Origin of the sequence: Pseudomonas sp. B35(2017) (genome assembly GCF_002113645.1) — a bacterium.
GTDB lineage: Bacteria > Pseudomonadota > Gammaproteobacteria > Pseudomonadales > Pseudomonadaceae > Aquipseudomonas > Aquipseudomonas ekonensis.
Map to the genome: position 1 here is coordinate 52,099 of NZ_NEIZ01000005.1, position 14,455 is coordinate 66,553.

9 protein-coding genes and 1 pseudogene are annotated in these 14,455 nt (G+C 56.6%); 7 read left to right on the forward strand and 3 right to left on the reverse strand.

Translation table 11 applies throughout. The annotated features are described in order from the left end of the window. Positions 1-672 precede the first annotated feature (672 nt). From hsdR to CAG41_RS11445, 7 genes and pseudogenes are all read left to right on the forward strand, one after another. Positions 673-3,045, forward strand: a complete 2,373-nt coding sequence (gene hsdR, locus CAG41_RS11415; RefSeq protein WP_085707016.1) for an EcoAI/FtnUII family type I restriction enzme subunit R — start codon at positions 673-675, stop codon at positions 3,043-3,045. 444 nt (positions 3,046-3,489) lie between these two features. Then, positions 3,490-3,882: pseudogene (locus CAG41_RS29150) on the forward strand (HNH endonuclease); the annotation flags it as partial. Positions 3,883-3,884: 2 nt separating this feature from the next. After that, positions 3,885-5,369: a class I SAM-dependent DNA methyltransferase gene (locus tag CAG41_RS11425; protein WP_085707018.1), complete on the forward strand. Its 1,485-nt coding sequence runs from the start codon at positions 3,885-3,887 to the stop codon at positions 5,367-5,369. Further along, the gene (locus tag CAG41_RS28575; protein WP_170930281.1) at positions 5,366-6,970 is read left to right on the forward strand and encodes a restriction endonuclease subunit S; all 1,605 of its coding nucleotides are present in this window, start codon (positions 5,366-5,368) and stop codon (positions 6,968-6,970) included. Before CAG41_RS11425 ends, CAG41_RS28575 begins: the two co-directional genes overlap by 4 nt. A gap of 17 nt (positions 6,971-6,987) precedes the next feature. Then, positions 6,988-8,064 (forward strand): endonuclease NucS domain-containing protein, encoded by a 1,077-nt coding sequence (locus CAG41_RS11435; protein ID WP_085707019.1) that lies wholly within the window; start codon positions 6,988-6,990, stop codon positions 8,062-8,064. A 210-nt stretch (positions 8,065-8,274) separates the two neighbouring features. Continuing rightward, the gene (locus CAG41_RS11440) at positions 8,275-8,805 is read left to right on the forward strand and encodes a hypothetical protein (RefSeq protein WP_085707020.1); all 531 of its coding nucleotides are present in this window, start codon (positions 8,275-8,277) and stop codon (positions 8,803-8,805) included. Beyond that, positions 8,802-10,184 carry an XRE family transcriptional regulator gene (locus CAG41_RS11445; RefSeq protein ID WP_085707021.1) on the forward strand — a complete coding sequence of 461 codons (1,383 nt, stop codon included), beginning with the start codon at positions 8,802-8,804 and terminating at the stop codon, positions 10,182-10,184. The genes CAG41_RS11440 and CAG41_RS11445 overlap by 4 nt, the downstream gene beginning before the upstream one ends. Positions 10,185-10,903: 719 nt before the next feature. Here CAG41_RS11445 and CAG41_RS11455 read toward each other — a convergent pair. From CAG41_RS11455 to CAG41_RS11470, 3 genes are all read right to left on the reverse strand, one after another. After that, a complete protein-coding gene (locus CAG41_RS11455; protein WP_085707022.1) occupies positions 10,904-11,191 on the reverse strand; it encodes a hypothetical protein in 288 nt (95 codons plus the stop codon). Then, positions 11,188-12,168 (reverse strand): integrase domain-containing protein, encoded by a 981-nt coding sequence (locus CAG41_RS11460; RefSeq protein WP_085707074.1) that lies wholly within the window; start codon positions 12,166-12,168, stop codon positions 11,188-11,190. Before CAG41_RS11460 ends, CAG41_RS11455 begins: the two co-directional genes overlap by 4 nt. Before the next feature lie 947 nt (positions 12,169-13,115). Then, on the reverse strand, positions 13,116-14,372 hold the full coding sequence (locus CAG41_RS11470; protein WP_085707023.1) for an integrase domain-containing protein: 1,257 nt from the start codon (positions 14,370-14,372) through the stop codon (positions 13,116-13,118). Positions 14,373-14,455: the final 83 nt, after the last annotated feature.

The window sequence follows — 14,455 nt, forward strand, 5'->3', positions numbered from 1 at the left end:
GAATTCCAAGAAAAATTAAAGACTTTCTTGGATGAGCCGGGGGGATCTGAAATGACTTTTTATCTTATTTAAAAACAACATAAAAATTCGGTTTGTCTTTTTCTATGGAATACCTTTTGGAATACTGCGTCACGAAATTTGAACTCGGGACTCCGGAGCATTGAGGGGGGCACGAGCGCTCGCGTTTAGACTTCAGAATCGCAATTTGCTCAGATCGACCTCGGACTCAGCATCGCATGCTTCGTGACGGCAGCATCGATGGCCTATTGGATTACTCGCATCCGCTGTTCTGTAAGCGCAACTGCCTTTGCTTTCTCACCGTGGGCAGCCTCCGGCAGCTTCAGGACAGACGGGCGGGGGATAGGGATGATCCAGCGGCGTGATCCAATAGCACGTGGGATGTTCATTTCGCCATGCGCTGACGTCACAACGCCGCGCGAATAGCTTGAGTGGAATACTGGTGCTACCTCTGTGCAAAAAAAGCCGCGTTTTGATGGGACGCGAGCTTTACCCATGCTGGCTGGATAGATATTGTGACGTCGTTCGCACACAGTTAGGTCAAAGAGCCATCAGGGACGTAATCAAGGGTTCTAGCGTACACTTTTACGCCGTCCCAATAATCGCCTCGCCAACCAGATATGCGAGGTCAAGGCAGTTCAACGGGACGGATACATGGACAAGAATTCACTGACTGAGCGTGACATCTGCAGCAAATACATCACACCGGCCATCACCGCGGCGGGCTGGGATTTGCACAAGCAGGTTCGTGAGGAAGTCAGCTTTACCAAGGGGCGCATCATCGTCCGTGGCAAGCTGCACAGCCGAGGCGAATCGCGCCGCGCCGACTACATCCTTTATCACCAGGCCAACCTGCCGCTGGCGGTTATCGAGGCCAAGGACAACAAGCACGCGCTCGGCGCCGGTATGCAGCAGGCGCTCGGTTATGCCGAGGCGCTGGATGTGCCGTTCGTGTTCTCCAGCAACGGTGATGGTTTTCTCTTCCATGATCGCAGTGGTACCGGCGTGCAGAAGGAAACCGAGCTGAGCCTGGGGCAGTTCCCCAGCCCCGAGGAGCTGTGGCAGCGCTACTGTCAGTGGAAGGGCCTCAGCGGCGAAAGCCAGCAGAAGGCCGAAGCCCCGTATTACGACGACGGCTCCGGGCGCATGCCGCGCTACTACCAGATGAACGCCGTCAACCGTACCGTTGAGGCCGTGGCGCGCGGGCAGGATCGCATCCTGCTGGTCATGGCCACCGGCACCGGCAAGACCTACACCGCCTTCCAGATCATCTGGCGCTTGTGGAAGTCCGGGCAGAAGAAACGCATCCTCTTCCTCGCCGATCGCAACATCCTCGTCGACCAGACCAAGAACAACGACTTCAAGCCCTTCGGCCAGGCGATGACCAAGATTGCCAAACGGCAGATCGAAAAGTCCTACGAAATTTACCTGTCGCTGTATCAGGCCGTGACCGGCAACGAAGAAGAGAAGAATGTCTACAAGCAGTTTTCCCGCGACTTCTTCGACCTCGTGGTGATCGACGAATGCCACCGAGGCAGCGCCTCCGAAGACTCGGCCTGGCGCGAGATTCTCGACTACTTCTCCGGTGCCACCCACATCGGCCTGACCGCTACGCCGAAGGAGACCAAAGAGGTTTCCAGCATCACCTACTTCGGTGAGCCGGTGTACAGCTACACCCTCAAGCAAGGCATCGAAGATGGCTTCCTCGCCCCGTACAAAGTGGTGCGCATCGACTTCGACAAAGACCTGCAAGGCTGGCGCCCGCCCAAGGGCACGCGCGACAAGAACGGTGAGCTGATCGAAGACCGCGTCTATGACCTCAAAGATATGGACCGCGAACTGGTGATCGAAGCGCGCACCCAGTTGGTCGCCCGCAAGGTCACCGAATACCTGACCGCCACCGACCCCTTCCAGAAAACCATCATCTTCTGCGACGACATTGACCACGCCGAGCGCATGCGCCAGGCCCTGGTCAACCTCAACCCCAAGCGCGTTGAGGAAAACCGCAAATACGTGATGCGCATTACCGGCGACGACAAGGAAGGCAAGGCCGAGCTGGACAACTTCATCAACCCCGAGTCGCGCTACCCGGTGATCGCCACCACCAGCAAACTCATGACCACAGGAGTTGATGCCCAGACCTGCAAACTGGTGGTGCTCGACCAGCACATCAAATCCATGACCGAGTTCAAGCAGATCATCGGTCGTGGCACCCGTATCAACGAGGATTACGGCAAGTACTGGTTCACCATCATGGACTTCAAGAAAGCCACCGAACTCTTTGCCGACCCGGCCTTCGACGGTGAGCCGGTGGTGATCTACAACCCCGAGGGCGACTCCTCACCGGTGCCGCCGGAAGAAACCGAGGGCGAAGAGGGTGACGTGATCGACGGTGGTGCTGGGGCAACCGAAGGTGACGAAACCACCGGTGGCGCTGACGACGATGGCGGCAAGAAGCGCGTCAAATACGTGATCAACAACGTCGCCGTGCACGTCATTGCCGAGCGCGTGCAGTACTACGGCCCGGACGGCAAGCTGATCACCGAATCGCTACGCGACTACACCCGCACCTGCGTTAAGAAACAGTTTGCCTCGCTGGATGACTTCCTGCGTCGCTGGAGCGATGCCGAGCAGAAGAAGGTCATCATCGATGAGCTGGCCGCTCAAGGTGTAATGTGGGAAGCCCTGGACGACGAAGTCTCAGCCAAGCGCGGCCAGCCGCTCGATCCGTTCGACCTGATCTGCCATATCGCCTTCGACCAGCCGCCGCTCACCCGCAAGGAGCGCGCCGAGCAGGTGAAAAAGCGCAACTACTTCGCCAAATACTCCGGCGCCGCCCGCCAGGTACTGGAAGCCCTGCTCGACAAGTACGCCGACACCGGCGTCGAGCACATCGAAGACATCAAGATTCTTCAGCTGGCGCCATTCAGCCAGATCGGTGCGCCGATTGAGCTGGTCAAGGCCTTTGGAGGCAAACCGGGCTATCAGCAGGCCATTCAGGAGCTTGAGCGACAGCTCTACGGATAACCGATGCCCAAACTTAATTCATTTGAGATCGCAGCTGCGCTCATCCGTAAGGGCTTTGTTCTGACCGTCAAAAATCAACATGCTAACGGGTATGAGCAACCTGATTTTAACGGTCGTGTATTCGTCAAAATGAGCAAAACGGGTGCTCCTGTTGCCAAGCAGCCCTTCCTCATTCATCCAGAACATGCCACCGCAGGTAAATGGGACTCAATCAAGGTACTTTCCCCTTCGTTGCCAAATACCGGGTATCGAAACACTAACATGACGGGTTATCCCGCCGTAGCTGGCTCTGACAGTAAATTAGCAATTGCATTGGATATCGCTACAGAGGTCGATCTTAATCAACTGCTTGATCTACTCGGTTATAAATCCTCTGTTTCTGTCCTCCAGTCCGCGACTGCTAAATCTTCGGTCTCAACAGAGGAGTTTCTAAACGAACCCAACCTCACCGACACCGAACGCGATGCCCTGATCAAAGCGCGCATCGGCCAGAGCGGCTACCGCGACGACCTGCTGGCCTACTGGGGCGGCTGTGCGATTACCGACTGCTGCGTACCGGAGTTGTTGCGGGCCTCGCATATCAAACCCTGGCGCGCTGCCAGCCCGGCCGAGCGGCTTGATCCGTTCAACGGGCTGTTGCTCACCCCCAATCTTGATCTTGCCTTCGACCGTGGCCTGATCAGCTTTGACGATCAGGGGCAGATTCTCCTTGGCGACGATCTCGACTCCGACAGCGCCCGTGCGCTCAACATCACCCCTTGTCTGCGCTTGCGCCAGATCAAGCCGCAGCATCGCGGCTATCTGGCCTGGCACCGTGAACACCTTTTCAGGAAGTAAGCATGTCCATCAGCAGCACCATCAAATCCATCCAGGACATCATGCGCAAGGACGTCGGCGTCGACGGCGATGCGCAGCGTATTGGCCAGCTTGTGTGGATCTTGTTCCTGAAAATCTTCGACGACCGCGAGCAGGAGTGGGAGCTGCTCGATGACAACTACCGTTCTCCGATTCCGGAGAGCTGCCGCTGGCGCACCTGGGCGGCCAACCCGGAGGGCATCACCGGCGATGCCCTGAAGGATTTCATCGACAACAACCTGTTCCCGCAGTTGCAGAACCTCCATGAATACAGCACCACGCCGGCTACCTACGTGGTGCGTGGCGTGTTCGAGGATGCCTACAACTACATGAAGTCCGGCCAGTTGATCCGCCAGGTGATCAACAAGATTCAGGAAGGGGTGGACTTCAACAAGGCGCAGGAGCGCCACGCCTTCGGCGACATGTACGAGCAACTGCTGCGCGACCTGCAGAACGCCGGCAATGCCGGTGAGTTCTATACCCCGCGCCCGGTCACCGAATTCATGGTGCGTATGGTCGATCCCAAGCTGGACGAAAAGGTCATGGACCCGGCCTGCGGCACCGGCGGCTTCCTCACCTGCAGCATCGAGCACAAGCGCAAGCGCTATGTGCAAACCGCCGAGGACGAGCGTACCCTGCAGTCGAGCATCTTCGGCGTGGAGAAAAAGCCGCTGCCGCACCTGCTGGCCACCACCAACATGATCCTGCACGGCATCGAGGTGCCCAACCAGATCAAGCACGACAACACCCTGGGACGTCCGTTGATCAGTTGGGGACCGGCTGAGCGGGTCGATTGCATCGTCGCCAACCCGCCTTTCGGCGGCATGGAAGAAGACGGCATCGAAACCAACTTCCCCACGGCCTTCCGCACCCGCGAAACCGCCGACCTGTTCCTGGTGCTGATCATGCACCTGCTCAAGGACGGTGGCCGCGCCGCCGTGGTGCTGCCCGACGGTTTCCTCTTTGGTGAAGGCATCAAGAGTCGCATCAAGGAAAAGCTGCTGACCGAATGCAACCTGCACACCATCGTTCGCCTGCCCAACGGCGTGTTCAACCCTTACACCGGCATCAAGACTAACCTGCTGTTCTTCACCAAGGGCACGCCCACCAAGGACGTGTGGTTCTACGAGCACCAGTACCCAGTCGGTTACAAAAGCTACTCCAAGACCAAACCCATGCGAGTCGAAGAGTTTGCTGTCGAGGAAGCCTGGTGGGGCAGCGAGGTCGATGGCTTTGCCGCACGGCAGGATAATGAGTTTGCCTGGAAGGTCAGCTTCGACGAGCTGCAAAACCGCAACTGGAACCTCGACTGCAAGAACCCTCACGTCGGCGAACAGATCAGCCATGACCCGGACGAACTGCTGCGTGACTACGCCGCGCGGCAAGGCGAGATTTGCGAGCTGCGCGACCAGCTCAAGGCCGTGCTGGCCGGGGCCTTTGCCGCACAGTCGGCGGAGCGTGACGCATGAGCGCAGTGCTGACCGATAACCTGTCACTAGTGGCCGGCGCGCCCAATGGGATAAAAAAACTGCGTGAGCTGATTCTGGAGCTGGCGGTGCGCGGCAAGCTAGTGCCGCAAGATCCGAGTGATGGGCCTGCAAGTGAATTGCTGAAACAGATTACCGAGGAAAAGGCGCGGTTGGTGGCGCAGGGGAAGATTAAGAAGCAGAAGCCGCAGCCTGAAATTACAGACGAAGAAAAGCCATTTCAGCTCCCAACTGGCTGGGAGTGGGTACGCCTGGACTCTTTGCTGAAGAAAATTGGGGCCGGAAGTACGCCATTGGGCGGGAAGCAGGCCTACGTCGCAAATGGAGTCAAATTTCTTCGGTCTCAGAACGTGTGGAGTGAAGGACTTCGGCTCAATGAGGTCGCTTTCATTCCAGAAGAAACCCACCAAAAAATGTCGGGCACACATGTTGAAGCAGGCGACTTACTGTTCAACATCACAGGAGCATCTATTGGGAGATGCGCTGCCGTTCCAGCTGACTTTGATACGGGTAACGTAAGTCAGCACGTAACCATTATTCGACCAGTTTCGGCGGCAACCCAGCCATTCCTTCACACAGCGCTTATCTCACAGTTGGTTCAGCAGACCGTAATGGATGTGCAGGTAGGTGTTTCGCGTGAAGGGCTCAGCATTGGGAAGTTGGCCCAATTCTTAATTCCGTTCCCTCCTGAAGTCGAACAACACCGCATCGTCTCCAAAGTCGGTGAGCTGATGGCCCTGTGCGACCGGCTGGAAGCCCGGCAGACCGATGCCGACAGCGCCCATGCCCAACTGGTGCAGGCACTGCTGAGCAGCCTGACTCAGGCCTCCGATGCCGAAGGCTTTGCGCAAAGCTGGCAGCGCCTGGCCGAGCACTTCCATACCCTGTTTACCACCGAATCCAGCATCGACGCCCTCGAGCAAGCATTTCTTTGTTTAGCTGCGGATGGACGTCTCGTAAGGTCATATATTCCTGCTGACTACCTGGCTCTTTCAGATGTACTTGAAGGTGACTCACTGAACGGTTCTTCGAAGAAACCTCAGGACTCACCAGGCGCTGTGGAAATTCTGAGAATTAGTGCGGGAACCGGAGTTGCTGGCTATGTCACTGACGAGCTTGAGCACAAGTGGGCGGACGTTTCAGAGGCGGAAATACAAAAATTCCTTTTGGCTAGAGACGATCTTCTAGCCTGCCGGTTCAATGGAAATCTTCACTATGTCGGGGCATTCTCTCTTTACTGCGGAAGTAGAGGTGTGCCGCAAATTTTTCCCGACAAACTCATCCGTTTTCGGGCTGATCGTAATAAAGCTTCGCCTCATTACCTCAAATACATATTGAATGCAGCTCCTGCACGAGCGCAGATAGAGTCGTTTTGCGCGACCACCGTCGGAAATATCGGCATCAGTGCCAAGAATCTCAAAACGATAAAACTACGCCTGCCCACTCTGAATGAACAAAGCAATATTGTTAGCCGCCTAGATCAGCTAATGGCGCTCTGCGACCAACTCAAAGCCCGCCTAAACCAGGCTCGGCAGGTGCATGAGCATCTGGCCAGTGCGCTGGTCGAGCAGGCCGTGGCCTAGGCAACAGGAGCGCACGGATGCCCATTCGCACCCAGATCTGGACCGTCGGCGCACAGCCCGCGCCGCTGAAAAGTGCCGTGCTGGCCAGCGAGCAGTTCCTCGAAGACATGATCGTCAGTGCTCCGGCGCTGCTCTCCGAGGACTGGCTGTTGATTGGCCGGCAGGAAAGCACTGGCCAGGGCGGGCGTATCGACCTGCTGGCGCTGGCGCCGGATGCTTCGCTGGTGCTGATCGAGCTCAAACGCGAGCGCACCCCGCGTGAGGTGGTGGCGCAGGCGCTGGACTATGCGGTGTGGGTGGAGCGCTTGCAGGCCAACGAGATTGAGGCCATCTACCAACGCTTCAAGCCGGGTGCCGACTTGGCGGCGGACTTTCAGGCGCGCTTCGACGCGCCGCTGGAGCCCGAGGCGCTGAACCAGAGCCATCAGATCGTTATCGTCGCTGCCGAGCTGGATGCCAGCAGCGAGCGCATTGTCGGCTACCTGAGCGAACGCGATATTGCCATCAACGTGCTGTGCTTCCAGGTGTTCCAACTGGGTGAGCAGCAACTGATCAGCCGCGCCTGGCTGCTCGACCCCAGCGAGGCGCCACAGGCCAGCAGTGTGAGCAAATCGGGCACACCCGCCGAACCCTGGAATGGCGAGTTCTACGCCTCGTTCGGCCACAGCAGCACGCGCGACTGGGCCGAGGCGCGGCGTTACGGTTTTGTCTGCGGTGGCGGCGGCAGTTGGTACAGCAATAGCCTGAAACTGGTCGGCCCCGGCGACCGCCTGTGGGTCAATGTGCCCGGCGCGGGCTATGTCGGCGTCGCCCGCGTAACCGGCCATGCCACGGCGGCCAAGGACTTCTGCCTCAGCGAGGGCGGCGTCGAGCGCCCGGCGCTGGAGCTGCTGCAAGCCGACTACCACCGCGCCTATGTCGATGACCCACAGCGCTGCGAATACTTCGTGCCCGTCGAGTGGCTGTACAGCCTGCCGCTCAATGAGGCCGTGCGGGAAGTCGGCCTGTTCGGCAACCAGAACACCATCTGCCGGCCGACCACGCCAAAATGGCGCTGGACGGTGGAGCGGCTCAAGGAGCGCTTCGCCCAGTAGCGCGGGGCCCTGCCAGGCACTTTTCTTAACCTTTGTCTCACTGGATACACCACCATGCTGGATCTGCTGCAACACCTGATCCCCGAAAGCGGTCGTTTGATGATCCTGTGGGAGAGCAGAGCCAGGCAAGGAGTTGGGATGCTAAAAAGCCACTAGATTGAGGCTGTCAAGACCTTTAGAATCGACCTTTTTTAACACTTGGCTGCTCACATGGATGACGTTTTTACCCCGTTGCGGTCATTGATCGGTGAGCCTAGGCTGCCGAATCTTCTTACCAAGGTACACGACGACGAGCTCAATCAAATGCCTTTTGAACAAGGTCTTTTTTTGATAGACGCCAAGGCTCCGTCTGACCCCCGCCCGAGCTCGTGCTGCCCGGATGTCACTGTTGAGATGAAGGAAAAAGCCCACCTCTGGGCAGTCCGTCAGAATGACGCTGTTCATGCAGCAGAAAACTGTGATTTCGGCAGGTCGCTAGCCCTTGGGAAGATCAAGCACACAAACCTCACTGGAGGTGAGGCCGCTTACATCGGCGGAGAGCTGATCTGGCTCGGTGAGCAAGAAATAATCATCAATGGCTGCTCAGGCCGTTACAAGCCGCAGAGTGCGCTGGAAATCGAGTCGGCCGGAGAGGCTTTCACGTATGCGGGCTACCGGGTATGGTTGACAGGCTATGATGAAGGCACGGGCTATTGCTTTAGGTTCGGCGCCAGTGTCCCTGTAGAGGTGCATCCCAAATGACCACGCCTACGCGAGTTGGCTCGCACCCTGAAAACTCGGATAACGCCCGGGATGGGGAGATAATGTTTGTTCGAAGCCAGTCTCAGCTAGCGCTGGACAACCCGGCAGCAAAAGGATTCCGTTTAACTCGCCATCAAGCTGAGCGCGCGTTTGGCTCGGATATGGTTGAGCGTGTCCTGGATGAGTGCGTTGTCAGTTTGGTGCCTAGCATCCAAGAGCCAGCCCAAACATTGAGAGCTCGTCGTGAGCATATGGGGTTGAGAGTCGAAGAACTAGCTCAGGCAGCCCGTCTTCCTGCGAGCTTGGTGGTTGATGCTGAGAGCCCTGGTAAGGTTGTACCAATTCAGTCACTGAACGAACTCTGTCAAGTCCTTGCCTTGGACGAAAGGATCCTTGGTTATTCGCCAGCAGCTGGAGGTGATGCCGGATTGGGCGTCAGGCTGCGTATGCTGACGGAGATACGAGATGAGAAGTCATTTTCTGCTGCGTCCGTTGCCAAGCTCGGCGAGGCCGCTTGGGTGGTTGCCAAGCAATCTGACTTAGCGGATTCCCTTGGTCGTAAGTTGCATGATCTAGCTTCGAGTGCAAGTCGCAAGGACGCCAATTATTCATATCCGACGTATGAAAAAGGTTACTTGCTAGCTGAAAAAACACGATCTTTGCTAGGTTTGGATGATGAGGAACCGATATTTAGTGTCAGAGCTCTGGTGGAAGAGACGCTAAATATTCCATTGATCCAAACCAACTTGGAGCACCGTTTTGCTGGAGCAACCATAGCTAATGGATCATATCGGGGTATAGTGGTCAATGAGCGCGGTCGGAACTCTGATGTTGCGGTCCGAAGAATGACAATGTGTCATGAAATGGCTCATCTCCTTTGGGATCCAGATGAGAAGCTCGATAAGCTGCTTGTTGACGAGTACGCGAACATTGAAGGTCGTGCTGCGGCAACAGACTATGTGGAAATGAGGGCTAATTCTTTTGCGGTCGCATTTCTAGCACCTAGAGCTGGCGTAAGACGTATTGTGGATCGTAGCGCATCGATTGCCTCTGCCATTGAAGAAATCTCATCTCTCTATGGGATCAGTGTGTCAGCTGCTAAATACCATATAGCTAACGTCTGTAAGAAAGACACGAATGTTGCAGTTGGTGATGTGGATTTGAGTGCTTGGATTCCAGCTGAAAATCTCACGGTTGACTTTATGCCGGGGCTTGGTGAAAACGTTCCGATATCAAGGCGTGGGATGTTTTCTGCTGTCGTGGCGAGAGCTTTTTTAAATAATTTGATTTCGGCTGATACTGCAAGAATGTGTTTGAAGTCTGATAGGCCGTTCGATCATGCTCAAGCAATAACAATTGCTGAACTGTGGGGGATTTGAGTTTATTTTTTAAGTTTTCGTGATGTGTTGACTGGATTTAAATATAAGTCTTTGGCTTTGTAATTTCGGGGTTGGTCAGGAACTCTCCAAGAATCCATGTGTGGAGCATGTTTTAGCCCGGCAAATGCCGGGCTTTCACGTTAATGGGGGTGTGCTTCCGAAGCTCAAGCTTTTCTGCCTCTCCTTCGATGGCTCAGAATGCTTCTGTGCAAAATCTCGCCAAAGCGTTCAACAAAGTTTATTTGATAGCTTGTGAATCGTTGGATAGCAGGGGGGCGGTAAAAGCTTCAGTGCATTTAGCATCTGTTGGATAGTAGCCCCATTATCGTAGTGTTTGCCGGCAATTGATTGAGGGGCATGACCAGTGATAGCGTCAATGATTGAGCGATCTAACTGTTCTCCGTTACGCTTCGCGTGGCTTAGGTTTGTCTCTAGTGTATGTCGGAAGGAATAGAGGCTTTTACCATCGTGAGACTGATGGACTCCGGCCTGAACCAAATAGCCTCCGGGCGTTTCGTTGAAGAACTTGCTGGCGCTTTTCGCCCAGCCTGAATCGCCCCTGGTTTCGTAAATTTGGGCTCAGGGATTCGCCATGATTCTGGCCAGATACCTTTCGATGCAGCCACAGCGGGTTCTAAACCGTTGGAGACATGGCCGATCGCTGTCTTTCATGAGCGACCAGTTTGGATCGTCTGTAAGTTGATTGTGACGAACGAGAATCAGACCCTCGCTCTGAGGTTGAACGTCCATGGTTTTTCTAAGCGACGAGTGAGCAACCGCACGGTTAGCAAATAGTAGTACCACGTCGCGGCGCTGCGCCGATCCAGGTGATGCTCGAGGAACCAAGCCACATGCTTTCTCTGCCAAGCCCATGGAGTCTCTCGTTGCCAACGCTCTGCAATCTCAGCCTGGATGATTTTCGCCTGTCGCACATGACGTTGCCGGGTTGTGTGCGAGCCGGTCAGCACTCCTGCCAAGAACAGCTCCATGTCGAATGGCTTACTCATGACCGACCTCCAATGTACGCGGCAACTACGTCAATTCGTCCGTGCCCCAGCTCATTGCTGATTAGCCTCCGGGCCTCGCGATCAAGGCGTCGATCTACCTGGCAGCATTGGCCACCGTTGACAGGCGCGCGGTGTTGGGTGATTTGCTCATAGCGCTCACATGCGTAAGCCGCTCGTAGCTCATGGAAGCCTTTAAGGTTGTGTGCATGCAGGATGTCCCGCGCAGGGCGGATGATTTCTTGCAGAACAGTCAGGTAGCTTTCGAGTGGTGCAATCAGGTTGCGGCTACCCGCAGGTGACACCTGCCATGCAAACCCAAGTGCACCTCGAACATGGTCGTCCACCGCAATCCAACGTGGCGCCGATGCGCCGGCGCGGCCGCCTTTAGTGCCATCCTGAATGTTTATCCTGCCTAGGTCGTTAGCCTCACGGCTTAGCCGTGGCAGGTCAGCCAAGATAGCCTCACGCAAGCGCATGCCGGTGGCTCGCGCCAACAGAACGATCGCAGCGGCTCGCAGCTGATCACGATTCAAAAGCGCATCGACGATCTGCCTAACCCGCTCGCGGTCTTGACCCTGCGGCACCGACTGGCGAACCCCGCTGCGCTGTATGCCCAATGCCTTGCTCGGACTCGGCAACTTCACGTACTGATCACCGCGAAGCGCTGCCATGGTGCTGTTAACGCTGGATAGGCGGTTTTGTGCGGTGCTGACAGCAAGGTCACCGCGCCTAACCATGTCGCGTAGATACGCCGCATAGTCCGCCAACACCTTCCGATCAATCTGCCGCGCATCATTGATACCCGGCCCCTGTTCTGAGCGGCACCACTTCACGAATGCCTGCCACCGATCACAGTGTGCCTTCACCGTGCCGTAATGGCCGCCGCCGAACATGTCTTTCAACGCCTGCGGGCCTGCATAGCTCAGTTGCCTGCCATAGCCGAAATTGCGACCATCCCGCCTACCTACCAATGCCATGTCGATCACCTCATCGCCTGTTCTCCGATCCTCGCCCCACGTCATCCCGCCAAGAATGCTGAGTGTTATCAGGGATCAAGGCCCCTGCGACCTGTGGGGATGTCCTCTAACGCGGGACTGGCGGCTCCTTACGACCGGGAGCAAGGGCATCTCATGATCTGGCCTCCTGAACACCGTTACCGGTGGGCGGGCGGAGGCTGCATTGGCTGACGAGTCCAGTGCCGCGAGATCCTGAGCCGGGTGAACACAGCGATGCGATGACCGGGGCATGCCTGACTGTCAGTCAGGTGCAGTCCATTCCCTGGCCTGCGGCACCATCATCTACAGCGCTGTTGCTGGTGACATCGGCGTTTGTCACGCCAATTGTCACAGGGGAAGTTGCCGCAAAGCCAAGAGCGATGAGGGCTGCAGCAGTGTTAGAAGCGCCCGTCTCTTTCCAGAGAAAGAGACGGGCGCAAGTTGGCGCAAGATTCGGCCAAGCGGATAGGTTGCTGCAGGGCAGCGAAGTAGGAGGTGTTGCCTGGCGCACGAGGGCCATGATTTGAAGTAGGCATCCATCACCGGGGAGGTGACCGGGCGAGCTGCCGGATGCGAATCGCCATTTGGGGGGAGAACCACCGCGAGAGCGGCGTGACCTTCAAGGTTCGGGTCACCTGGGTTGCTGTCATCGACAGCGCTTGCACGATCAGTTTTACGCCTGTGGATAAACCCGGTCAAGGGTCGAAACTCAGCGCTACTTGGGAGGTGAAAAGCGGTTATCCACCGATGGAATTGAGTGGCAAACCCCGGACAACGTGGTTGCTTTTAGCTCTTCAAAGTAAGGTCCATCCAAACAGGGCGGCTTTGCAGCCCTGTTTGGATGGACCCGCGCTGAGAAGCGGATAAGCGAGGCTGCTTGCCCTGAATCTTGAACGCTCAGTTGCTGCCGTTTTTGCGCCTGTATAGCGCTAGCGTATCGGCACCACGTTCTTGTCTATGACTTGGCCGTACGCTGAGGCGAGCAGGCTGCCGGTGGCGGCTTTCTGGATGTACTCACTCCACCAGGCCATCATCGGTCGTCGGCGCTCAATGTAGTCGGCTCGGTTGTAGGCGCTGCGTACCTCATCCTTGTCGACATGCGCCAGTGCCACTTCGATGAGCTCCGGGTCCCACCCATGTTCATTCAAGATGGTGCTGGCCATCGAGCGCATGCCGTGGCTGACTAACCGATCCTGGAAGCCCATACGTTTCAACGCCATGTTGGCGGTCTGGCTATTGGCGTGTGTGCGCGGATTTCTGTCTGCTGGGAAGACGTATTCGCGATGGCCGCTGTGAGCCTTCAGTGACTCCAATAGTGCGACAGCGTGATCACTCAACGGGATGCTGTGTGGGCGGCGCTTCTTCATCCGCTCCGGTGGGATAGTCCAGACACGCCTTTCAAAGTCGATGTCTGCCCAGCGAGTAGTTGCCGCCTCGGCGGGGCGAGTCATCGTGTGTAACTGCCATTCGATCAAGCAGCGGGTCGTGCGTTTGATACTGGCGTTCGCAATCTCCAGCATGAGCTCGGGGAGCTCCTCAGGTGGGAGCGCAGCCATGTTCTCTTTCTTGGGTTTCTTGAATACCGCCCTGATGCCGCTGAGCGGGTTGGCGAAGATCAGGCCGGAGTTTACGCCGTAGGTCATGATCTCGTTTAGCCGCTGGCTAAGACGTTTGACCGTCTCCAGACTGCCTTTCGCTTCGATGGGACGAAGCAATCCGATCACCATCGGCGCGGTGATTTTCGTGAGTGGTGTCGTCCTCAAGTCGGGGAATACATGCAACGAGAGCGACCGCCAGATGTCCTCGGCGTAGGCCGGGGTGACCGAGTCTTTCTTGAGCTCGAACCAGGCGGTGGCCACGTTCTCGAAGGTATGTTCTGTCTCAGCGCGCTTGGCTTCATTCAGCGTGTTGCGCTGCACCTTCGGATCGATGCCCTGGGCGAGTAGCTCACGCGCATCTACTGCCATCTTTCGTGCGTTCGCCAGTGACAGTTCGGGGTAGGTCCCGAAGCCGATGTTGATGCGCTTCTTGGTCACCGGTTCGCGGTAGTTGAAATTCCACAGCAACGAGCCGTTGCTGCGTACTCGGAGCTGCAAACCGTCACCGTCAGTAAGGACGTAATCCTTGGACGCGGGTTTGACTCCCTTGAGCTGTCGATCGGAGAGGCGGAGGGTTTGAGCAGGCATGAGATTGTCCTCAGGCACTGATTCGGTATTCCAAAGATTAGCACCGGATGGACTGGAATACCGTCTGGAATACCAGAATGGCT

Coding starts and splice junctions, on each gene's coding strand:
- hsdR (WP_085707016.1), top strand. CDS start 673: ATGGACAAGAATTCACTGACTGAGCGTGACATCTGCAGCAAATACATC.
- CAG41_RS11425 (WP_085707018.1), top strand. CDS start 3,885: ATGTCCATCAGCAGCACCATCAAATCCATCCAGGACATCATGCGCAAG.
- CAG41_RS28575 (WP_170930281.1), top strand. CDS start 5,366: ATGAGCGCAGTGCTGACCGATAACCTGTCACTAGTGGCCGGCGCGCCC.
- CAG41_RS11435 (WP_085707019.1), top strand. CDS start 6,988: ATGCCCATTCGCACCCAGATCTGGACCGTCGGCGCACAGCCCGCGCCG.
- CAG41_RS11440 (WP_085707020.1), top strand. CDS start 8,275: ATGGATGACGTTTTTACCCCGTTGCGGTCATTGATCGGTGAGCCTAGG.
- CAG41_RS11445 (WP_085707021.1), top strand. CDS start 8,802: ATGACCACGCCTACGCGAGTTGGCTCGCACCCTGAAAACTCGGATAAC.
- CAG41_RS11455 (WP_085707022.1), bottom strand. CDS start 11,191: ATGAGTAAGCCATTCGACATGGAGCTGTTCTTGGCAGGAGTGCTGACC.
- CAG41_RS11460 (WP_085707074.1), bottom strand. CDS start 12,168: ATGGCATTGGTAGGTAGGCGGGATGGTCGCAATTTCGGCTATGGCAGG.
- CAG41_RS11470 (WP_085707023.1), bottom strand. CDS start 14,372: ATGCCTGCTCAAACCCTCCGCCTCTCCGATCGACAGCTCAAGGGAGTC.